Raw genomic sequence first — 23,124 nt, forward strand, 5'->3', positions numbered from 1 at the left:
CTAAAATGGAGTTATTGTTAAATTTAAAATATTTAATTAAAAACTACAATAGGTAGGGGGAAATTGAAAAAAGGAGTATATAAGAATAAAATAATTAAGGCATATATTCCGCAGCAGTAACGGGTTGAAACCACTGGGCAGGTCCTTTTTCCCGGTCCGATATGGCGATATGAGCAAATTCGGAATTTTGGCTAGCCCCATGCCAATGTTTTATGTTGGGCAGGCATTTTATGGTTTCGCCTTGAAGCATAATTCGTTTGTCTTTTCCTTCTTCTTGATAATAGCCCTTTCCTTTGGTAGCAATAAGAATTTGCCCCGCTGGATGCGAATGCCAATTGGTCCTTGCCCCAGGTTCAAAAGTAACCAAGCCGGCATACATGGTATTTAAACTATCTGGGCCGGCCAACATATTTAACCACGCGGTGCCCGTAAAATTTTCATTGGTTATTATTTCGCCTTTGGAAAACAAGGTAGCATCCTTATGAATTTCTGTTGATTCATTACAACCAATAAACAGAACTAGAATCAACAATGTCCGATATAAGATTTTACTTTTCATCGCTTCCGTTTTATTCTGTTCGATTATGAAGTACTTCTTGAAGTACCATTTTTGCTGCCTTTGCATTCTTGGCTGTCGTAGTTCCATCTAGTACTTTGGTGAACTCCCGCAATTGCTCGGGCTGCCATCCTACATTTAACGAAAGATTTAAATGGCTTTTTAACATGGGCTCTAAGGTTCCCAAACTTGCAATGACCGATATGGTCACCAATTCTCGTTGTTTATGGCTAAGCACATCGCGCTCAAAAATATCGGCAAATAAATGTTCCTTTAAGAAACGATCCATCTCCGGTGAGAATTCTTGATAGGCAGGTTTTGGACCGTCCAATGATCGGCCTACCAAGGTTTCCAATATTTCCTTTCCACGGTCATATTTATCCCGTGGATCGGTAACGGGGGTTGCCTCTGCTCCCCTTTCATCAATAACACCCTCTTCTTTACGGTCATCAAGCACCTGTAAAAAAGTCTGTAAACCTCGAATACTTCTTGGAAAACCCGCATAAGCGTACACATGTACCAACAGCTCTTTAATTTGGTTAACGGTGAGTTTATTATCCAGCCCATCATGAAGGGCAATCTTTAAATCCTCTAAATCACCTTGCGCTGTATAGCTTGCAATTTTGATAATGCTTTCGTGCTGCAAAGTTAAAGAATAATCAGGAGTACTTATATGTTGTGCTCTTAAGAGATTAACAAAAACTATTAGCAAACAAAACATAAATCTTGTTTTCATACTTTTTGAGTAACTATTAGGTATATTATGTTTAGCCTATAATTTGCTTTTCCTTTATGAAAGGTTGATGGTAGTGGCGTTGGCCGGTTGCTTTGTACAACGCATTGGCCAGGGCACCCATAATTGGCGGAAAGGGCGGTTCGCCCATACCTGTAGGGTCAATATCGCTTTGTACAAAATATGTCTCAATCTTTTTAGGGGCTTCTTTATGTCTAATCAATCTATAGCGGTCAAAATTGCTTTGTTCGGGCATACCGTCTTTAAACGTTAGACCACTATACATGGCATGACCAATGCCATCAATGACTCCACCTTCGGATAAATTGGAAGCGGCATCTGGGTTTACGACAATACCACAATCAATGGCAGCGGTTACTTTATGTACTACAGGGGTATCATTTTCCATTACAATATCCAATACTTGTGCCACATAACTTTGATGGCAGAAATAGGCAGAGACACCTCTGTGAACACCAGGTTCAGCCTGTTTCCAATTCGATTTTTCACGCACCAATTCCAATACCCCAGCATAGCGATTGGCATCATAATCGTTAGATTCCTTTTCTCCTACGGGATCTTCGGCTGCACGTTTTAAAAGTTCCAACCTGAAATCTATAGGGTCCTTACCCATTTCTTCCGCTATTTCATCTAAGAAGGACTGCTCCGCACCGGCAATAAAGTTGGATCGTGGTGCGCGGAACGCCCCGGTGGTAATATTTGAATCTACCGTAAAATCCTCGGCCAAGTAGTTATCAATCGCTCCCGCAGGAAAACGGTTGGCAAAAAGTGGACTTTCCGGTATGCCCCCTGCCCTTACATGAAAAGCGGTTAAATTGTTATCCGTATCAAAAGCTGCTCTATATGTGGCATAATATGCCGGGCGGTAAATACCCTGTGTCATATCATCTTCACGAGTATATACCAGTTTTACGGGAGCTTTCATACGCTGGGATATGGCTGCAACCTCTACCATAAAATGACCATACAACCTACGTCCGAACCCACCACCTTGGCGTGTCATTTGTATATCGATATTTTCCAATGGAATACCAAGGACTTCAGAAACGGCAGGTTCCATCCATTCGGGAGTTTGGGTGGGCCCCAACAATTCTGCATGGTCATCCGTAACATGGGCAAAGAAATTCATGGGCTCCATGGTGTTATGCGCCAAGAAAGGACAACTATAGCTTCGCTCTATGATTTTAGCAGCATTTTTAAAAGCAGCCTCGGGATTTCCATCTTTACGGGCCACCTTGATTTTACTACTCGTAATATCCTTTAATTTGGCAGTATGGTCCTCAGAATTTTCCATACCGGCCGGGAAGGTGACCTTCATGTCGTTACCGAACATAGTCATGGTATCGGTAACTTCAGGATTGTTTTCCCACTCTACGTTCAATGCCTTTTTAGCTTGAAATACTTGCCAAGTACTATCGCCCACTACTACGATCAACTCATTAAATGCGGTAAAATGGAACGCCATTTTTTTGAAATCGTCGTTATATAGTTTGATGGTAAATACATCGCGAATTCCAGGCATTTGTTTGATAGATTCGGCATCATAGGATTTTAATTTCATACCAAATGCCGGTGGGTGTACCACCGATGCGATCAACATACCTTCACGTTGCACATCAATGCCGAAAAGGGGCTTTCCGGTAACAAGTTTTTTACCATCCACATTTTTACGGGAAGTACCTATTATGGAGAAATCCTTAATCTCTTTTAATTCTATTTCTTCGGGTACCTCTAGCTTAGACGCTGCGGAAGCCATTTCACCATAACCTGCGGATTTACCCGTAGCTTCATGTGAAAGAATCCCGCCGACCGCTGTAACTTCACCGACCGGAACCTGCCAGGTCTCTGCGGCGGCCTCCTTGAGCATATGACGGGCTGTTGCCCCTGCCATTCGTAAATTTTGCCAAGAACTACTGATAGACCTACTACCTCCGGCAACCTGCCAACTATAAAGATTGGTATTAAGGGCGGCCTGTTCAACGACCACATTTTTCCAATCTACTTCCAATTCGTCCGCCACGATCATGGGCATGGATGTTCTTACATTTTGCCCTATTTCAGGATTGGGAGACATTATGGTAACCACTCCATTATCGCCAATTTTTAGATAGCCATTGATTTCGTACCACTCTTTCGGCATTTCTATTTCTACGGCCAGCGCCTCTGCTACCTTTGGTTTACACGAATTGAACCAACTGAACCCCAGAACCAGTCCGCCACCGGCAAGGCTACTATTCTTTATAAATGCACGTCTTCCCTGTTTTGTCTTTATATGCGTCATGGCTATTAGGTGTTTTGGTTAATCTCTGCCGCTTTTTTAACGGCTTTTTTAATTCTCGTATATGTGCCACAGCGACAAATATTACCGTTCATGGCACCTTCTATTTCCTCCTCTGTAGGATTCGGATTTTTCTTTAATAGCGCCGAAGCGGTCATTATTTGTCCGGCTTGACAATAACCACATTGGTATACATCCACTTCCAACCACGCCTGTTGTACGGGGTGATCACCGTTTTCTGAAAGTCCCTCTATCGTAGTAATGTGCTGTTCTCCCACGGCTGATATGGGCAATTGGCAAGAGCGTACCGCATTCTCGCCAAGATGTACGGTGCATGCGCCACATTGTGCAATGCCACATCCAAATTTTGTACCTACCAAATTAAAGTGATCACGAAGCACCCATAACATGGGAGTAGATGGATCAACATCTATGTTTTTAGTACTTCCATTTATATGTATTGAAAATGTCGCCATAGTGATATCTAATTTTAGGTTTATATCAAGTTAATGATTTATTTAGTTATGTATATTGAAAATCAAGATTATATCATAAATCTACTATGTTAAAACTCTCATTTTGAGCTAATCAACTTTCTAAATCTTGTTTTGGAGTTCGTATTTAAATTTATTTCTTTAATAAAAACCAAGATAATCCCTATCGAGTAAACATATATCAAAGCGGTTTTTACCATAATAATTAATAGTGTTTTTATTCGCGCACGAGTAGTTTGCTAAAGGTTAAATCAGCTAATTTCCAATTATCATTTTGCTTTACATATACTTCCGTGACCATAAAAGGATTAGTAACTTCATTCTGACCTACTACTGCCACTAATGTAATTTCATTCCAAAGGATAGCAGTGCTTTCGTTCAATACTTCTACCATTACTTCATGAATTTTTGCCTTTTTGTAATGAATGAATCCACCTCTAATAATATCAACTTCACGGTCTTTACCCCAGGTACCGCCCATATGTACAAATTTTGCTTTATCATGAAAAAGTACGGCAAGACTATCAGCATTTTTATCAGCCATCCACTGCCATTTTAAAGTAGACAATTCCTTAATTTGCTGTTCAATTTCCGATTGGGCTATTGCCATGTGCATACACATAAATGAAATCAGAATACCTAAAATCAGTTGCTTATTTATCATTGTAAATTTTTCAGTGTTCAATTTTGTGGGTATCCCGTACACTACTAAATGTCAGGTCCAGTAATTTCCAATCCTCTCCTTCCTTTTTGTAAAATTCCGTAACCGTAAATTCATTTTCAACATCATTTCCCCTTACATGTGCCGTAAGCGTAATGCGGTTCCAAAGTACGGCGGTATCGTCACCAAATGTTTCTATGGCAACGTCATGTACTTCTGCATTTTTATACCAAATGCTCCCGGTTTTGATAATTTCCAGTTCCCTTTCCTTTTTCCAAGAACCGCTCATATGTACAAATTTGGATTTTTCGTGAAATAGCTGTTCTAGATTATCTACATCCTTATCGGCCATCCATTGCCATTTCAATGCTGAAAGTGACTTGATTTCTTCCTCGATTCCGGATTGTGCTAAAGCATTGAAACTTCCTAAAACGGTAATTAGAATGGCGAAAATCTTAATTTTTGTTTTCATTATATTATTGTTTATTAATTAGTATTAAACTTTAGTTTGTTTATGGATACTTCTTTTATTAGATGAAAAACTATAATTCAACAACACGCTCCATGTAAAATCGTCATCGGGCAGAATTTGCGTTCTTAATCCTTTGTTTACTACACCTGTTAACGAAAAAGGACAATTCTTTTTTGCCAAGGTCAAAAACGCAGATGTATAGTATCCTGTTAATTTGTCTGATGTAAGATAATATACTTGGGGCGTAAAATTGATTACAAGCTGCTCTGAAATTTGTATTTGATTAAAAGAGGTATTCAATACCAAGAAATTGGTTTGTTTGACTCCCGCATCAAAACCACGGCCATACAGATAATACATGCCTACCCCAATCTTATTTGTAATTTGATACCTAGGCACGATTTCCCCACCCAAGTACCTTCTAGACTCCAATAGTTCCTCTGTTGTTCCATTACGAATTACGGAAACCGTTCTAAAATTGACAGCAGGATGTGCACCTATTCTAAGTGAGAATTTATTTTTTTCAATCGCCTTGTATCGAAACCAAAAAAGCATGGTCCATGGTTTTGCATCCAATGAAAAGCGCATATCGGGTTCAAAACTTAACTTGTCCTTCCTAAATTTTAAATCGAACAACAAAGCCGGGTCACCTAATGAAAAAGAAGGCACCAATGAAACGCCATTGTGGGTAATACTTGCCGTACCCCTAAAATCATGTAAAAATTTGTTGTCCCCAGCGTTATTATTTTGAGCACAAACCGTAAAACAAAAAAGACATAGGGTAATTGCTACTACGTTATTCATGGAAGTTACTTTAACTTTTGATACAAATTTAGGTTAAGAAAGAAGGCAGGGTAATACCCAAATAACGGATGTTTATACCCTAATTACTGAATTTTAGATTTGGGTTTGATTACATGGTAATCAATACGTTATCTTTATTTTAAATATAAAGGGCCATGAAGAATATTTTAGAAATTAAAACCATTGCAGATTATTTTAAACTGCGAAATTATGAAGTGTTGCACCCGTTGGTAGGTATCGTAGATTTTGATAAAGTAAACAAGGACGGATACTCCAATAGGGCTTACGATGGTTTTCATTATGGGTGTTATGCCATTTTTTTAAAGGATGCCGTGGGTTGTAAAATAATGTACGGGGGTAATTCTTATGATTATGATGAGGGTACTTTGGTTTTCATGGCACCTAACCAAACTATTGAATTTGGTGGGTACGACCCTAATTATGTACCAAAAGGCTATGCATTGCTATTTCACCCAGACCTATTATTGGGTACCGACTTGGCCAAAAAAATACAAGAGTTCAATTTCTTTGCCTATTCTAGCAATGAAGCTTTGCATTTATCGGCTAGAGAACGGAAAGTGATTTTAAGTTTATTGGATAAAATCCAGTTTGAATTGGAATTACCGATAGATAAACACAGTAAGAAACTGATCGTGACCAATATTGAGTTGTTTTTAGATTACTGCCTTCGTTTTTATGACCGTCAATTCATTACACGAGAAGTGGTTAACAAAGGAACCTTAGAAAAGTTCGATAATCTTCTTAGCGGTTATTTTTCATCGGATAAGCCAAAAACAAATGGATTACCATCGGTAGGATATTTTGCGGATCAACTGCATTTGTCTTCCAATTACTTTGGTGATTTGGTCAAAAAGGAAACCGGAAAATCAGCTCAAGAATATATACAGGGCAAACTTATTGAGGTTGCAAAGGAGAAAGTCTTTGACCCTAACAAAACCGTAAGTGAAATAGCTTATGAATTGGGGTTTAAATATCCCCAACATTTTAGTCGCTTGTTTAAACAAAAAGTAGGGTATTCCCCCAAGGAGTTTAGGGCGTCCATTAATTAATAAATGTTCACTTTGACCAATTTTACTTTTGAAGTTTGCCGCTGTTAATTGGTTTTATTTAGGAATGGTAAAGAAAAAGGTACTACCCTCTCCTTCCTTGCTCTCTATCCAGATATTACCCTTGTAATAAGTGACAATTTTTTTGACAATGGAAAGTCCAATGCCCGAAGAAGAGCCTGTACTTTCCAATTTTGTAAACACCTTAAAAATACGGTCATAATATGTAGATTTGATACCTACCCCATTATCCTTGACATAAAATTCAAACTCATTATCCTTTTCTTCCATACCAATATTAATTTTTCCTTGTGGCTTGTCGCTATAATCAATAGCGTTCTGAATAAGATTTTGAAATATCTGTTTAAACCTCCAGGTATTACCGTAAATGTGAGGTAGATTTTTTTGGACCTCAATTTTTATATGTTCTGGTACCATTAAAGTCTGAACAACTTCGTCCACAATAATGTTGAAATCAATATGTTTATCATCACTCTCCAATCGGTCTATAGTGGAATAATTTAAAATACCCTTGATCAGAAAATCCATTTTTTCCACATTGAACATCACTTGATGCAAGGGCGCCATGGCACCTTCATCCAAAACTTCTTGATTATCGTCCATAAACCAACTGATCAAGGTACTTATGTTGATAAGCGGAGCTTTTAAATCGTGTGATACAACATGGGCATACTCGTTCAGTTCCTCGTTTTGGCGAGAAAGGTATTGCAATAGTTCCTCTTTCTTTTGTTCCTGTTCCTTAATACGCTCCTCATTTTCCTTACGTTGTATAACATTGACGAGCATGTTCGCAAAAACAAAGAGTATTTCCTTTTCAAGGTCGTTGTATTTATTGATTTTCCGCACAGAATCAAACCCAATAAAACCTATTAATTCTTTGTTTTTAATTTTAGGTATAGTAATTAGACTTTTAATTCCCTGTGGCTCTAAAACCGCACGTAGACCTAATTCCCCATCTTCTGGCAACTGACTTACATCTTCCACAAAAAATGCCTCACCGTTCTTATGAGCTTCAACCCATTGCGGAATAAAATCTATGGGAACGTTCTGTAGATTTTCAATTTCAGGTTCTATATCCTTGGCACACCATTCATAGGTGTTAGAAGTGGTATTGTTGACCAAATCATAGGAAAAAATATAACTTCTGTCAGATTCAACAAATTCCCCTATTTGTTGCAGCGATTCGCGAATCAACTTATCAATATCCGATAAATCTGAATTGATATATGTGGTAGAGATACTGATCAATAACTCTTGAAAACGCAGTTGCCTTTCAATAATGGAATCCTTCTCCAACGGATTTAAATTTGCAATTGAATTTTGCACTAGAGGCGAAACTTTACGTGTCTTGTCCATATTCGATGTATTATTCAACTACTAAGATTTACAACGTTAAATGTGAGAAACATTTTTAAAATGCATAGGTAAACCTTAATACATACTTTAAAAATAGTGTTTTTTAAAAACTTATATGACATAAAGTAATTCAATCTCCCATACTGGAGAATCTAATGACAGCTATTACGATTTCGGTATATTTGATTAGGTGCAATTTCCCTAAAATAAATAATTACTGCCCACTGTTAAGCTCCTGCATGATTTCGGCAAAAAGCTCATAGGAGCGTATTTTAGCGTTAATGTCGTAAATATTGGTAACGGCAATAAGCTCATCTACCTGGCTTTGCTTTAAAAATTCCTGCACCTGGTTTTTAACCGTCTCTTTACTACCTACAAAGGAGTATTTAAGCATTTGGTGAACTTGAGGATTTTGAACGATATCCCTTAACTCATCGGTCATTTCAGTAGGTGGTTGCACAAAATCACGCTTACCGGTAAAAATACCAACGATCATGCGTATCAACGATGTATATAGACGTTCCGCCTCTTCATCGGTATCTGCAATGATACAGTTTATTCCGGCTATCATGTATGGTTGCGCTAATTCTTTGGAAGGCTGAAATTCCGTGCGATAGATTTCCATGGCATTCCATAAATGTGTTGTTGCAAAATGGCTGGCAAAAGCATACGGAAGTCCTTTATGGGCCGCTAAATGCGCACTGTCCGTACTAGAACCCAAAATATAGATAGGGACATGTGTGCCTTCTGCCACTGTAGCACGTATTTTAGCATTCGCATTCTCCTTAGAGAAATAAGTCTGAATTTTTTGCAGTTCCGTTGGAAAGGATTGTGCCGCCTGCATAAAATCTGTACGGATGGCCATTGCGGTTTCCCTATCCGTTCCCGGTGCCCTGCCCAGTCCCAAATCTATTCGGTTGGGATAAAGCGAAGCCAACGTGCCAAACTGTTCCGCAACGATCAATGGAGAATGGTTGGGCAGCATGATTCCTCCAGATCCCACGCGTATGGTTTTGGTCCCCTGGGCAATATACCCTATTAAAATAGAGGTAGCACTACTCCCAATATTTGGGGAATTGTGATGCTCTGCCAACCAATAACGCGAATACCCATAACGTTCTGCATGTTGCGCCAATTTTAGACTGTTGTCAAATGTCTGCTGCAGTGTAAGGTCTTTGGATACTAATGCAAGATCTAAGATGGAATATGTAGTTTTTTTCATTTTTTAAATTCTGTACCATTTGTAAATATTCACTTTTAAAGTCCGGTGCTAAGCATTGTTCACCCTACATTTTATCCTTGGGTTAAAAGTGAACGATGCAATTTGTCGTCCACAATGTTTAAACCTTACAAGAGGTAATCACATAAATGCAGTTGGTAATTATGATGCTCTTTAGGACAATTATCCAATAATATTTGATACAGTTAGTATGGATTAATAGATAGGTGTATTTATAACACTTTTATTATATTTGATAAGTGCCGATTGTTATATTTAAATAAAATTTGCTAACGTTTCAAAGCATTTCAAAAATACTATTCGTGCCAATTAACAATCACTAGTTATTCAGTAAAGAACCCGTTTAAACAAATATTATGTCAAGGTTGCTCAAGTTTACTTTAATTTTTGTGGTGGCTTATACGCCACTATGCTCACAGAATAATGGTTTGGTGGCCAATAAAAACAGTCCATACACACGATTAAAGAGTGTTGATCTTGATGACGTTCAATGGACAGGTGGGTTTTGGAAGGAACAATTTATGATAGAAACCGAACATACCCTTCCCTATATGTGGGATCTCTACAGGAACGATTCCATTACCCACGCGTATGCCAATTTTAGGATTGCGGCCGGTATAGAAAAAGGAAAGCATAGTGGCCCGTCCTTTCATGATGGTGATTTCTATAAAATATTGGAAGGCATGGCAGCCGCATTTGCCATAACAAAAGATGAACGTTTAGATCGTCAAATGGATGAAGCAATTGCATTATTGGCAAAGGCACAGCGATCAGACGGTTATTTAAATACACCGGTATTGATAGAACAACGATGGGGCACATTAGGTCCGGAAGAACTTCAAAAACAATTGGGTTTTGAAAAATATAATATGGGACATCTAATGACCGCCGCATGTGTTCATTATCGTGCAACGGGCAAAAGTAATTTTTTGGATGTAGCTAAGGGCGTGGCCGAATTTTTATATGACTTTTATAAAAAAGCATCACCGGAATTGGCCAGAAATGCCATTTGTCCGTCTCATTATATGGGTATAATAGAAATGTACAGAACGGTAAAGGACCCTCGTTATTTGGAACTGGCCAATAATCTAATCGATATAAGGGGTACTACGGAAGATGGTACCGATGATAACCAGGACAGAATACCATTTAGGGAACAGACCACCGCAATGGGTCACGCGGTAAGGGCCAATTATTTATATGCAGGTATTGCAGATTTATATGCGGAAACCGGGGAAGCCAAACTAATGGAGAATCTTGAATCCATTTGGGAAGATGTTGCGTATCGTAAAATGTACATTACCGGAGGCTGTGGTTCCTTGTATGACGGAGTATCACCGGATGGTACGGTATACAATCCTTCACAAATTCAAAAAATACACCAAGCCTACGGGAGACCCTATCAGTTGCCCAACGCCACTGCACATACTGAAACCTGTGCCAATATAGGAAATGTTCTATGGAACTATAGAATGTTACAGTTAACCGCAGCGGTCAAATATGCGGACGTTATGGAATTGGCGTTGTACAATAGTGTACTTTCCGGAATTAGTTTAAAGGGAAAGGAATTCTGTTATAACAACCCGTTGAATGTCTCTACCAAAATGCCTTTTGAACAACGTTGGGGCTCTAAGCGCGAAGGGTATATATCACTATCCAATTGTTGCGCACCTAATGTAACGCGTACGCTGGCCCAGGTGAGCAATTATGCCTATAGCGTATCTTCAGAAGGCCTATATATTCATTTGTATGGAAGTAACAATCTGGATACTATAATTTTAACAAATGAATCCTTAGTCTTGGAGCAACAAAGCAAATACCCTTGGGACGGTAAAATTGTTATAAAGATCCTTAACGCACCAAAGGGCGATTATCCTATTCATTTTAGGATACCTGGATGGAGCAATGAGGCAACCATAGTGTATAATTATAAAGAAAGGTTACCCGTTTCAGCACCTGGTACATATACGAAAGTTTCTATGTCATGGAAAAAGGGAGATATAATTGAATTGAACTTGCCCATGCCGGTTCAATTAATGATGGCCAACCCTTTGGTTGAAGAGACCAAAAATCAAATAGCTGTTAAGCGGGGCCCATTGGTATACTGTTTGGAAACCGATGATGTTATGGAACAAGTGGATATCAACACCCTGGCATTGGATATAAAATCTGAATTTGAGCTTAAGGAATTTACAGTTGATCAGAGAAAGATTCTGGGCATTAAGGCTAAGGCCAATATACAATCTGGCAATTGGGACAATAGGTTGTACAAGCCGCTCTCCTTACATGATAGAAAAGTAGATATCATGTTAATACCATACTTTGCTTGGGGCAACCGCTTGCAACGGGAAATGACGGTATGGATGCCCTATTAAAACATTGTTGATTGTTTTATCATGCTGTGTTCTCCCAAGTTCGCCACCTATCCATACCTGTTTTGTATTGTTTATCTCCTTCAATGCACAGCAGATCATTATTTCGTTCAACCTTAAATTCTATAGGTTGATTATAGATATGTCCGTTTTTCCAGGCTTCGTAACATTCCAATAAAGTAAGTACTTCCTCATCTTTGGTCACATCCATATCCAATTGATATAGTTTTTCAATAAGGGGGATTACCTCTGTTGGTGTTTGCTGGTCAAAATGAATCAAAGGGGATAAACGTATCATGTTATCTTTTGGCGTTTGCCCAGTAGTTGCCCTTAAGAACATCATGGCAATATAATTAGCAGTATCGGGCGGTTGATATAAAATTGTCTTTGCCTGATTGAATACGGTAGCTTGGAAAAACTTTAATTGATGTCCCAGTTTAAAAAAATGTAGTTTTTTTCTCCTGAATTGCTGGGCCGTTTGTTTCCAATTCCAAAATTTGGTCTTGTCATGAAGGGACATTAAGCTATTGCTGGTCCCTAGGGAAACCACCCTTATATTTTTTAGTTCAATTCCCAATTTGTAGGCTTCAATAATACCGGATAATACTGGATTATTGAATCCGCCCAATGCACCATCCCACAGCTCATAAAATATCTCACTGTCCTTGGCCTTAAACCTGGCAGGAAAATCAAAATATTGTACCGGTGCGTTAGATGAGCCGTTAATGGCTTGGGTAAGCCTGACCGAATCATGGCCGTGTTCGCCGCCTATATAGGATTTAAAAAATTTTGCACGGTTGTTCAATGCGTCATAGGTGCATACTACCAATTTTAGGGACGCTTTGCCAATGGCCAAAGGCAATTCCGACATCTGCAACTTATCAATATTCGGAAATAGGTGTTCAAAAGCTTCCTTTTTCTTTTTTGAACTGTATTTAGGTCCAAATCCTATACCAATTAAGCGTAGATAATCTACCGGAAAAAAGCGGTCTGCAAATGTGTTTTTATGAAAAATGAGCGTTCTGTTCTCTTTTAACTTGAAAAGTGCAATGGCTTCATTTAGCGTATAATTTTCGGCTAAAGCGGCAAGGACTATACTGCCGCCGGAATTGGCAATAACCAAATCAAATTTCTGTAAAAGATCATGTCCTTTAATATTACCGTAGCGGTCTTTTAAGGTCAACAGTTGAATTATTGCCCAACTTCCACCGCCGTCTAGGGATAAGATTTTAAACATTTTTAATAATGTATTAAAGCCCATTTGATGATGGCACTTGATCAAAACGATAAAGGAGGGGGAACTACCTTGATTGTATGCATTAAATTTAACGATAGCATTTTAAAAACCATTATAGAAGAACCTTAGAATATATGAGGAAGTATTGTTTTTTCGATGAATGGTCACTTTTTAATTGAACTTCATATAAAAATCTACCCCCCCCCTACCGAATATGATTGAATATAAAGTTGTGTTAATAAAAAAGAATGAACGTTCATTTTTAATATATTTGTAATCTAGTTTAGGAATTATGGCAGCACTTCAGAAAAGTATCGATAAAAGAAATGCACTTATAGAGGCAACAATTGAACTGGTTAACAATGACGGTTTTCATGCTACTCCAATGAGCAAGATTGCTAAAATGGCCAATGTATCTCCAGCTACGATCTATCTTTATTTTGATAATAAGCAGGACTTGGTGAACAAAACTTATATTGAGGTAAAATCTAGATATACCGCGTATGCCTTTGAAACATATAGGGAAACTATGTCCGTCGAAGAAGGATTTGAGGTTATTTGGAAACGTATTGCAGATTTTAAGTTAAAGGAAGTCGCCGATGCCATGTTCTTGGCACAGTGCGATAATACCCCCATGATCGATGAACCCAGTAGACGTGAAGGCATTAAGCACTTACAACCTCTATTGGACCTATGGGCACGTGGTAAGGCTGAAGGTATCATCAAACCTATTTCAGATTATCTACTATACGCTTATTCCATTAATCCGTTATCGTTCTTAATGCTTGTTGAAAATAGAGGAGCTATCAAAATTGGGCCCCAAGAGCTAGAGGAAGCTTTTCAAGCAGCGTGGAGCAGTATCAAAATCAATCGATAAAATGAAGAAAACAGCCATAATTTTAGGAGCTACAGGTTTAACAGGTGGTATCTTACTGCAAAAACTAGAACGGGACGACCGTTACGGTACTATAAAATTATTTTCAAGGTCTAGGATAGAAGGGCTTTCCAATAAGGTAGAGCAGCATATTGGCGATGTCCTTCAGTTGGAAAAGTTCAAAAATCATTTTACGGCCGATGAGGTTTACTGCTGTATTGGTACAACGACCAATAAAACACCGGACAAGGAACTTTATCGTAAAATAGATATGGGTATTCCTGTAACCGCCGCTCAACTCTCTAGTCAAAATGATATAAAGAAATTTTTGGTCATATCCGCAATGGGTGCGGATAGGGATAGTCGCATCTTTTACAACAGGACCAAAGGTGAAATGGAACAAGGGGTGCTAAAACAGGAAATTAGGTACACCTCCATATTAAGACCTTCACTTATTGATGGCGACCGTGATGAACAACGTACCATGGAAAAAATAGGTATCAAGATATTTAAGGTCTTAGAGCCTTTATTTGTTGGGCCTTTAAAAAAATATAAGATTATCCAGGCAGAGGAGATAGCCCAAGCAATGATCAATTTGGCAAATGCTTCCAGTCATGCGGCGGTAATTATTACATCGAACGATATTAAACAATTAGCAAAAAAAAATTAAAAGGAGTTTATGGAATTATTGGATAAATTAAATTGGAGATACGCGGCAAAAGCAATGAATGGCGAAAAAGTTGCAGAAGAAAAGATTGAGCGTATTTTGGAAGCTGCACGATTGGCCCCCACTTCCAGCGGATTACAACCCTTTGAAATTATTGTAGTAAAGAAGCAACAGGTCAAGGAAGAGATAAGGGCGGTAGCATGGAATCAATCCGTTATTACAGATTGTTCGCACTTACTGGTGTTTGCCGCTTGGGATACCTATACGGCAGATAGAATAAACTATATGTTTGATCTAACCAATGATATAAGGGGATTTAAAAATGAAGGTTGGGAAAATTACCGTCAAATGCTACTGGGGTCCTACCCTCAAAAAAGTGAAGAGGAAAATTTTAACCATGCTGCAAAGCAAGCCTATATAGCTTTTTCCCAATCTATAAGTGCAGCGGCTTTTGAAGGGGTAGATGCAACTCCCGTAGAAGGTTTTGAACCGGATGCCGTAGATAAGATTTTAGGGTTGAGAGATAAAGGATTGCGTAGTACGGTCTTATTGCCTATAGGGTACAGAAACGAGAGCGAGGACTGGTTGGTCAATTTAGAAAAAGTTAGAAAACCAATGGAAGAATTGGTAACTGTAATACAGTAAATTATTTAAAAACGCTATAAACTAGAAAAGAGATGAACAATTTTGAATTTAAGAATCCTACCAAAATTATTTTTGGTAAGGACACGATAAAAAAGTTGGAAAATGAAATTCCTGAAAATGCAAAGGTCCTGTTTTTATATGGGGGCGGAAGCATTAAAAAAAATGGAATTTACGAGCAAGTAAGTAATGCATTGTCCAATGTAGAAGTGGTTGAATTTGGAGGTATTCCCGCAAATCCAGAATATGATGTTTTGATGGATGCCCTAAAGATTATCAAGGAACAACATATTACCTATCTATTGGCCGTGGGCGGAGGTTCCGTAATTGATGGAACCAAGTTTCTTTCTGCAGCAGCAGTATATGATGGCGATACGCCTTGGGATATATTGACAAAGAATATTAGGACCCAAAAGGGAATGCCTTTTGGTACCGTATTGACCTTACCGGCTACAGGTTCAGAAATGAATTCAGGAGCAGTAATTACTAGGGCGTCAACCAAGGAAAAATTGGCTATGGGCGGACCAGGATTGTTTCCGGAATTTTCAATATTAGATCCACAGGTAATACGTTCAATACCGGAGAGGCAATTGGCCAATGGTATAACGGACGCTTTTACACATGTCTTGGAGCAATATATGACCTACCCTATTGAAGCAACTTTACAGGACAGGTTTGCGGAAAGTATTTTGCAGACACTTATTGAGGTTGCACCAAAAGTATTGGAAAATCCATCTGACTATAAGCCTGCGGCAGATTTTATGTGGAGTTGTACAATGGCGCTTAATGGGTTGATCCAAAAAGGAGTTCCTGGGGATTGGGCAGTACATATGATGGGCCATGAACTAACGGCATTATTCGGTATAGACCATGCACGTACATTGGCCATTGTAGTTCCAAGCCACTATAAATATAACTTTGAAGCTAAAAAGGCAAAATTAGCACAATATGGTGAGCGCGTATGGAATATTACGGAAGGCAGTCAGGATGATAAAGCTTATGCGGCCATTGAAAAGACAGAAGCTTTTTTTAAACAACTTGGGATAGCCACAAAATTATCTGATTATACCGAAAAATATGAAGGTACTGCCGAAGAGATTTCAAAACGATTTACCGATCGTGGTTGGAATGGATTGGGAGAACATCAAGACCTCTCCCCGGATAAGGTTGAAAAGATCGTGAAAATGGCATATTAAGTAATTTTCTGTAAATGATACAAAAAGGTTTCCGATAAGGAAGCCTTTTTGTATTGGGGACTTTCTCTAAATCCGGACGATAATTCTTAGTAGGTGGTATTGTTAAAAAACCAATATCTTCGCAGCCGTTATGTGGATGTACCTAGGTCTTTTGGCGGCATTGTTTTTAGGCTTGCATAATTTATGCAAGAAGCATGCGGTACAAGGAAATGAGGTGTTTCCCGTGTTATTGGGAACCATATCCGCAGGATTTTTGTTACTCCTCCCCTTCTACATTGGTTCTCATTTTTATAGGGATTATATGATGGGCATTCAGTTATATATTACCGATATATCTTGGAAGACCCATGGTTACATCTTGATTAAATCAATGATTATGGCTGCATCATGGCTATTGGCGTACCAAGCTTTAAAACATTTACCCATAACCATTGTAACACCTATACGTTCGGCCGGACCATTTTTTACCTTTATAGGAGCCATTACCATTTATCAGGAAAAGCCTAATTTTTATCAATGGATAGGTTTTTTTCTCATTATATTCTCTGTATTACTTTACTCCAGAATAGGAAAGAAAGAAGGAATCCATTTTAAGCGGAACAAGTGGATATTTGCCATAATTGGGGCTACCTTTTTAGGAGCATCCAGCGGACTTTACGATAAGTTTTTAATACAAAGCTTAACCTTAAATCCACAGACATTGCAATTTTGGTTCTGTTTTTATACCGTACTTATTTTGCTTCTCATCTTATCTGTTATGTGGTTTCCATATGCCGAAAAGAGAAAAGCGTTTAAATGGCGGTGGTCCATACCTTTGGTGGGTATTTTGTTACAAGTGGCAGATTACTTTTATTTTAAGGCATTACAGGATCCAGATGCGTTGATCATGCTATTATCCGCTATAAAGCGCAGTCAGATTTTAATAGCTGTAGTAGTAGGAGGTTTTATCTTTAAAGAACAGAATAAGCGTAAGAAATTAGTGCCGCTAACCGGAATCATGTTAGGGGTTTTTCTCATTCTATATGCATAAGGTATGGTTGTTTTTCCAAGACTCTTTAATAGTTCATTAGTTTAGGTACTCCCATGGTAGTCTGTATATTTGCAAACAGAATCTCCTTTATTTAAAAGTAGTAATTGTTGAATTATGTCATTTAAAAAATTACATCCACATCTTAAAGAAGCATTAGAGCGACTTAAAGTTGAAGGGCCTACACCGTTCCAAGAAAAAGGTATACCTGTTATAAAAAGTGGAGCCAATGTCTACTGTATTGCACCAAACGGTAGCGGTAAAACAACTACTTTGATTCTCACTACCCTACATAAAATAAAGTGTAGCGCGTTAGGTAATGCGCCCAGGGCGTTGGTCTTGGTGGAGGATAAGGAACGGGTCATTGAAATGCACGATGCGTTTCAAGAGTATGTAAAATATACGGATGTTAGGGTATACATGGGATATAAGGAGCTACATGTGGATATTCAAAAATCTGAAATATTTGAGGGAATAGATGTATTGATCACAACGCCTACCAATTTGCACAAACTATTCTTGTTGAACGGGGTGAGCACATCACAATTACAAATTTGTAGTATTGATGATGGAGAGTTCCTAAAACAGAAATCGGAATACAATGCCATGTTGGCCATATCCCAAAGTATTTTTAAATGTCAATATGTGCTGTATGCAGAACAGATGAATACGATGCTTCAACGTTTTGAGGACCATTTTATGGAAAGGGCCAGAAAGGTAAAATTATAAGCTATTGAATTGGTAAACAGGAACTCTATATTCTATTCCTGTACTGAATTATTGGTGTGTAGCTCATCCAAAACATCAATTCCTTTGGCACAAGATGTTATAACCAACATTAAAATACTGGTGAATAAATGAATTCTATTGGCTATAATCTTCATGCTAAATTTTTTTAGTGATATTATTATAACGGTACTACTATTTTATTTAGTGTATGAAATGGCCAACATTCGATAAATGACCACAATTTTTAAGAATATATTACAATTTAAAGAATTTCTAAGAAACAGAAATTCAAATTAACCTAAAATTAAGGGATTGCATAGTAATGGGAACATAGCGGAAATTTAGGAAGTGGAATTTGGATTGCTTTTATCCAAGGCTTTTCTGATCTGTTCACTATCCCAGTGATTATCATAGGCCACTACGCCTCTTTCAAAATCTGCATTTAGTAATTTTTCCTGCTCCTCAAGTTCCTTCCTTGCCTTAAAAATATAATTTTCATCTTGTTTGGGTTCAGATGCCAATCTACGTAAACTGCTTTCATCATACTTGATGAAATTTTGTACTTGCCTATTCAAGGTATATTTTCTAAAGCCCAATTTACTAAGTACATCCTTGGCCAGGGCCAGTGATGTATCCAATGATTCCCTATAAATGTTTTCTATACCCATATTCAAAAGTTCATAGGCATCATATCTGTTTTTAGCACGTATCATTAATTCAACATGCGGGTATTTTTCCTTGACTAACTTGGTAACTTCTTTGGTAACCCCCGGATTGTCTATGGCACAAATTAAAATCTTAGCTTGTGCAATACCGGCAGATTCCAAAAGATCAATACGTGTGGCATCCCCATAATAGACTTCAAACCCCATTTTACGAAGAAAATCTACTCTATTGGAATCTTGGTCAAGTATGGTCGCTTCAATACCATGAGATCTTAAAAAGCGGCCCACAGTACTTCCAAAATGTCCAAACCCAACCAAAATGACATTTTGAGATTTTGCTATATGGTCCATTGGGCGTTTAATAGATTCTTTAGTACCAATTTTTGGTAATATGAATCGTTCATTGATAATACTGATTATTGGGGTCAAAGTCATGGTCAGTGCGGTAATGACCAACATAATATCCATTTGCTCTTGGTCAAGGATATTTAATTGAAAGGCAAAGGACAAGAGTACAAAGGCAAACTCCCCTATTTGTGCCAAACTAAAGGTTAATAGCAACTTCTGGTCCAGCTTTAGACTAAAAACCCTGGCGGTTATCCATAAGACCAATGCCTTAATAAGGATTACGGAAATCAATATTCCTCCAATGGTGAACGGGATTTTAGCAATGACCACAAAATTTATAGATGCACCAACGGCAATAAAGAACAGTCCAAGTAACAGGTTCTTAAAAGGTTCCAACGTGCTTTCCAACTCGTGCTTATATTCGCTATTGGACAATACAACGCCACCCAAAAATGCTCCTAATGCTGGCGATAGGCCAACATATTCCATTAAAAAGGATATACTGAATACAATGAGCAGCGCAGAGGCAATCAGTAATTCGCGTACTCCGGTCTGCGCTACTTTACGCAACATGGGAACGATCAAATACCTACCGGCTACAATAATCAATACGACCGATAAAATAATCGCCAAGGTTTGATAACCCAATGGCAGGCTATCCAATAAATTACCCGATGTTTCATGAGTTCCGGCAACTACCTCAGTTTCCGAATTGGATAACAGGGGAAGTGCCCCCAACATAAATATCACAATTATATCCTGAAACAATAATATGGAAAAGGCAGAGGTGCCAAAAGTTGTTTCCATAAGCCCTTTTTCCTTAATGGTTTGCATGGCTATTGCTGTGGAGGAAAGTGCTACGGCCATGGCCACCACTAAAGATACTTTCCAATCAAAACCTATGGCATAAAAGAAGAAATACGTTATCAATAGAGTACCTGCCACCTGCAAGCCGCCCATCCCGGCAATGGTCTTACGCATATTCCAAAAATTCCTAGGTTCAATTTCCAGACCGATCAAAAAAAGCATGACTACCACCCCAAATTCCGCAAAGTGAAGAATATCCTCGCCTTCTTCCCCAATGAACCCCAATACGTATGGTCCTATCAACACTCCAGCCATAAGATATCCCAGTACGGAACTAAGCCCTAATTTTTTGGCAACCGAAACGCAAATTATGGCACCAAGTAAAAAAACTATGGCATCAAAAAGTATACTTCCCGTCATATTGATTTAATTTAAACTATTAACTTTTATACCGTCCAGAACAGGTATATTAAAATTGCTGTAAACTATCTATTAGCGCGTTATAAGCGGCCCCATAACCATCTAGTTCTTCATTGGTCAATTTGTAGGTGCCCATTACCGCAAAAGGCTTTTGATACTTCATGAGGCATAAATTGGCCGTTTGTTCAAAAGGTCTTAAAAATTCATTGATGGTATAACTGTTACTTCCTTGGGAACAGTACAGTTCTTTGGAGCCACCCGTAGTTATTGCATTTAAACATAGTTTATCCTGTAAAGCCTTACCCTTGGGTCCATATGCCCAGTTGAACTCGAGCACCATATCTATCCACTGTTTTAATAAAGGAGGACAACTGTACCAATACATAGGATGATGCCAAATAATGACATCATGTGCTTCCAATAATTTTTTTTCCGCGTCTACATCTATATGGAAATCCGGATATATTTCATATAGATCATGAAAAGTAACCCCCTCTTTTTTTGCAATGGCATTTATTAGAACTTGGTTTGCCCTGGATTTTTCATACTTTGGATGAGCGAATAAAACCAGCACTTTTTTCATGGTCAAATGTATATGGATATGGTCTGATATTTAGTTTGTAATCAAATCAAACGAAAGTTTAATACCTTCAATGATCATACCTGTGCCTATGATGGCAATGATCAATCCCATAATCTTACCAATTACGGATATAACATTATAGCCAACAAGCCGTACGATCAGATTACTGAGCCTAAACGTAAAATAGGTAAGTAAGCTCATAAACCCGAAAATTGCAATCACAATTATAATCTGTACGGGTTCTACGTTGGAGACAAAGTTCATTGAAGTAACAATAGTTCCCGGACCGGCCAAAATGGGTATAGCCAACGGGGATACCGCTATATTCTCATCAATATGCACATTTTTAATACTCTTAATACTGGATTGTTTGGATTGAAGCATATCAAACCCAATATAAAATATTAAAATACCCCCGGTTATCTTAAATGCAGGAATACTAATGTTGAACAGCTCAAAAATAAACTTGCCCAAAAGAACGAATACCAAAACAATTATGAACGCTATGATATTGGCTCTTTTATTGATATCCTGTTTGGTCCTGTTATCCGCTCCTTGGGTAAGCGACAGGAATACCGTCATATTGGATATAGGGTTGGTAATGGCAAAAAAACCAGTAAATACGGTAATAGAAAAGGTTATTAAATCATCCATTAGATAAGAAATTAGCTATCTAAAAAAATAAAGCGAACGTTTAAAAATAGCAACTTCTCCAATATTTTTTTAAAAAAGCAAAATTACTTGAATTTTGTGAGCTACGGTACATTAGAATTATAAAGCAAAGCCAAAATTATATGTTAGGAAAAAAACGGTCGGTAATTTGTATTAATTCTTCTATTTTGGAAGCATTATAAGCATCTGCATGAGCTTTGTTATATCCACCACGGTCATTATCAAAATACTCACCTGATTTTGCTAAATCTGTCATACTTAAATTGTACAGAATGTCAACTCCTTTTTTAGGGGAAATACCTACTTGTCTTACCTATCTTTCCTTTTCATAACAATTCTTATGGTTTATTTCACTTCAAAATCCCCATTAGAGCGGATGTAAATAACCGTTTCTGTATCTGTATCCAACAAAGGCTCAGCATTTTCTTTAGCTCCAAAATAAGAACCTGGTTCTAAGACATTTTTAGCCTCTTTTTTAGAATATTGGTGGGTTACCTTGCCAGAGATAACTACAGCCCTAAAATTGGGACTTAAGTTTTTGATACTTCCCTTGAAACCTGCTGGCAATTTTAAAAGTGCGGCACGTAGCTGATTTTTTTGATGACTTCCCCATAAAAAGGCAGTTTGCACATTACTCTTTTCAGCAACCCACCGGATGTCATTAGCGTTTAACCAGACCAAGTTTGTTTTGTCAACATTTACAGGTCTTTCGCCATTATCAAAAGCTTTAGATGTTGGTTTTACCAAATACGGACCTTCTTGAATATCTAAAAACGCCATATTTTCTTCACCGTCAGCAGCAGTAATATGCGCTTCGCCTGCTGGCTGTTGCCAATAAGAACCTGCCGGAAGCCATTGTTTCTCGGCATTTTCATCATCATTGTGCAACAAACCTTTAATTACAACACCTCTATAAGTTATGTTGTGAATGTGTGGAGGTGATGAAAAACCTTTTTTGAATTTCACTAAAAACCCTGCTGGTTCGTTTTTTGTACGGTCTCCCCAAAGTTCACCTGCAGCCGGACTCTTATCGCCTCGTAATGGATTTAACCAACCCCATTCTACATTATCTGCGGTAACTACTTCGTTTACAGACTTAATATTGTCTGTTGTTGGTGTTTGTGCCAATGAGATAACACTAACTATAAGTATAAATAGTATTGTAAATGATGTTTTCATTGT

Annotated in this window: 24 protein-coding genes; 8 read left to right on the forward strand and 16 right to left on the reverse strand. The window is 38.1% G+C overall.

The window, feature by feature from the left end:
• Positions 1-94 precede the first annotated feature (94 nt).
• The 7 genes from CHB68_RS08020 to CHB68_RS08050 all read right to left on the reverse strand — a co-directional run bounded on the left by CHB68_RS08020 (position 95) and on the right by CHB68_RS08050 (position 6,019).
• Positions 95-559: a cupin domain-containing protein gene (locus CHB68_RS08020; protein WP_089260324.1), complete on the reverse strand. Its 465-nt coding sequence runs from the start codon at positions 557-559 to the stop codon at positions 95-97.
• Positions 560-569: 10 nt separating this feature from the next.
• Positions 570-1,292, reverse strand: coding sequence for a carboxymuconolactone decarboxylase family protein (locus CHB68_RS08025; protein WP_089260325.1), 723 nt, complete (start codon positions 1,290-1,292; stop codon positions 570-572).
• 31 nt (positions 1,293-1,323) lie between these two features.
• Positions 1,324-3,591 carry a xanthine dehydrogenase family protein molybdopterin-binding subunit gene (locus CHB68_RS08030; RefSeq protein WP_089260326.1) on the reverse strand — a complete coding sequence of 756 codons (2,268 nt, stop codon included), beginning with the start codon at positions 3,589-3,591 and terminating at the stop codon, positions 1,324-1,326.
• A gap of 5 nt (positions 3,592-3,596) precedes the next feature.
• Positions 3,597-4,064, reverse strand: a complete 468-nt coding sequence (locus tag CHB68_RS08035; protein ID WP_089260327.1) for a (2Fe-2S)-binding protein — start codon at positions 4,062-4,064, stop codon at positions 3,597-3,599.
• 235 nt (positions 4,065-4,299) lie between these two features.
• Positions 4,300-4,746: a nuclear transport factor 2 family protein gene (locus tag CHB68_RS08040; RefSeq protein ID WP_089260328.1), complete on the reverse strand. Its 447-nt coding sequence runs from the start codon at positions 4,744-4,746 to the stop codon at positions 4,300-4,302.
• Positions 4,747-4,756: 10 nt separating this feature from the next.
• Complete coding sequence (locus CHB68_RS08045; RefSeq protein WP_089260329.1) at positions 4,757-5,215, reverse strand: nuclear transport factor 2 family protein; 459 nt, start codon at positions 5,213-5,215, stop codon at positions 4,757-4,759.
• Positions 5,216-5,239: 24 nt separating this feature from the next.
• Entirely contained in the window at positions 5,240-6,019 is a 780-nt protein-coding gene (locus tag CHB68_RS08050; protein ID WP_089260330.1) for a hypothetical protein, read from the reverse strand.
• A 155-nt stretch (positions 6,020-6,174) separates the two neighbouring features.
• On the opposite strand from CHB68_RS08050, the gene CHB68_RS08055 reads away from it, so the two are divergent.
• A complete protein-coding gene (locus tag CHB68_RS08055) occupies positions 6,175-7,089 on the forward strand; it encodes a helix-turn-helix domain-containing protein (protein ID WP_089260331.1) in 915 nt (304 codons plus the stop codon).
• 54 nt (positions 7,090-7,143) lie between these two features.
• Here the strand turns inward: CHB68_RS08055 and CHB68_RS08060 are convergent, their stop codons facing one another.
• Positions 7,144-8,463 (reverse strand): sensor histidine kinase, encoded by a 1,320-nt coding sequence (locus CHB68_RS08060; protein ID WP_089260332.1) that lies wholly within the window; start codon positions 8,461-8,463, stop codon positions 7,144-7,146.
• 214 nt (positions 8,464-8,677) lie between these two features.
• The gene (locus CHB68_RS08065; RefSeq protein ID WP_089260333.1) at positions 8,678-9,685 is read right to left on the reverse strand and encodes an LLM class flavin-dependent oxidoreductase; all 1,008 of its coding nucleotides are present in this window, start codon (positions 9,683-9,685) and stop codon (positions 8,678-8,680) included.
• A 374-nt stretch (positions 9,686-10,059) separates the two neighbouring features.
• Between CHB68_RS08065 and CHB68_RS08070 the strand changes: the two genes are divergently transcribed.
• Complete coding sequence (locus CHB68_RS08070) at positions 10,060-12,078, forward strand: aceric acid hydrolase (protein ID WP_089260334.1); 2,019 nt, start codon at positions 10,060-10,062, stop codon at positions 12,076-12,078.
• A 19-nt stretch (positions 12,079-12,097) separates the two neighbouring features.
• Here the strand turns inward: CHB68_RS08070 and CHB68_RS08075 are convergent, their stop codons facing one another.
• Positions 12,098-13,312, reverse strand: a complete 1,215-nt coding sequence (locus CHB68_RS08075) for a patatin-like phospholipase family protein (RefSeq protein ID WP_179213162.1) — start codon at positions 13,310-13,312, stop codon at positions 12,098-12,100.
• 292 nt (positions 13,313-13,604) lie between these two features.
• On the opposite strand from CHB68_RS08075, the gene CHB68_RS08080 reads away from it, so the two are divergent.
• The 6 genes from CHB68_RS08080 to CHB68_RS08105 all read left to right on the forward strand — a co-directional run bounded on the left by CHB68_RS08080 (position 13,605) and on the right by CHB68_RS08105 (position 18,447).
• Entirely contained in the window at positions 13,605-14,189 is a 585-nt protein-coding gene (locus tag CHB68_RS08080; RefSeq protein WP_089260336.1) for a TetR/AcrR family transcriptional regulator, read from the forward strand.
• A gap of 1 nt (position 14,190) precedes the next feature.
• Entirely contained in the window at positions 14,191-14,856 is a 666-nt protein-coding gene (locus CHB68_RS08085) for an NAD(P)H-binding protein (protein ID WP_089260337.1), read from the forward strand.
• 9 nt (positions 14,857-14,865) lie between these two features.
• Positions 14,866-15,498 (forward strand): nitroreductase family protein, encoded by a 633-nt coding sequence (locus tag CHB68_RS08090; protein WP_089260338.1) that lies wholly within the window; start codon positions 14,866-14,868, stop codon positions 15,496-15,498.
• A 32-nt stretch (positions 15,499-15,530) separates the two neighbouring features.
• Positions 15,531-16,691: an iron-containing alcohol dehydrogenase gene (locus CHB68_RS08095; RefSeq protein WP_089260339.1), complete on the forward strand. Its 1,161-nt coding sequence runs from the start codon at positions 15,531-15,533 to the stop codon at positions 16,689-16,691.
• 130 nt (positions 16,692-16,821) lie between these two features.
• A complete protein-coding gene (locus tag CHB68_RS08100) occupies positions 16,822-17,721 on the forward strand; it encodes a DMT family transporter (protein WP_089260340.1) in 900 nt (299 codons plus the stop codon).
• 114 nt (positions 17,722-17,835) lie between these two features.
• On the forward strand, positions 17,836-18,447 hold the full coding sequence (locus tag CHB68_RS08105) for a DEAD/DEAH box helicase (protein WP_089260341.1): 612 nt from the start codon (positions 17,836-17,838) through the stop codon (positions 18,445-18,447).
• 32 nt (positions 18,448-18,479) lie between these two features.
• On the opposite strand, the gene CHB68_RS18785 is transcribed toward CHB68_RS08105, so the two are convergent.
• The 6 genes from CHB68_RS18785 to CHB68_RS08125 form a co-directional block, all read right to left on the reverse strand.
• Positions 18,480-18,602: a hypothetical protein gene (locus tag CHB68_RS18785; RefSeq protein WP_262494232.1), complete on the reverse strand. Its 123-nt coding sequence runs from the start codon at positions 18,600-18,602 to the stop codon at positions 18,480-18,482.
• Between the two features lie 186 nt (positions 18,603-18,788).
• Positions 18,789-20,687 (reverse strand): monovalent cation:proton antiporter-2 (CPA2) family protein, encoded by a 1,899-nt coding sequence (locus CHB68_RS08110; protein WP_089260342.1) that lies wholly within the window; start codon positions 20,685-20,687, stop codon positions 18,789-18,791.
• 49 nt (positions 20,688-20,736) lie between these two features.
• A complete protein-coding gene (locus CHB68_RS08115; protein WP_089260343.1) occupies positions 20,737-21,270 on the reverse strand; it encodes an NAD(P)H-dependent oxidoreductase in 534 nt (177 codons plus the stop codon).
• A 30-nt stretch (positions 21,271-21,300) separates the two neighbouring features.
• The gene (locus CHB68_RS08120; protein ID WP_089260344.1) at positions 21,301-21,924 is read right to left on the reverse strand and encodes a MarC family protein; all 624 of its coding nucleotides are present in this window, start codon (positions 21,922-21,924) and stop codon (positions 21,301-21,303) included.
• Between the two features lie 136 nt (positions 21,925-22,060).
• Positions 22,061-22,198 (reverse strand): hypothetical protein, encoded by a 138-nt coding sequence (locus CHB68_RS18550; RefSeq protein WP_179213163.1) that lies wholly within the window; start codon positions 22,196-22,198, stop codon positions 22,061-22,063.
• Between the two features lie 89 nt (positions 22,199-22,287).
• On the reverse strand, positions 22,288-23,121 hold the full coding sequence (locus CHB68_RS08125) for a DUF4437 domain-containing protein (protein WP_089260345.1): 834 nt from the start codon (positions 23,119-23,121) through the stop codon (positions 22,288-22,290).
• Positions 23,122-23,124 lie beyond the last annotated feature (3 nt).

The sequence above is a fragment of the Maribacter sedimenticola genome, assembly GCF_900188415.1.
GTDB classification, from domain to species: Bacteria; Bacteroidota; Bacteroidia; order Flavobacteriales; family Flavobacteriaceae; genus Maribacter; species Maribacter sedimenticola.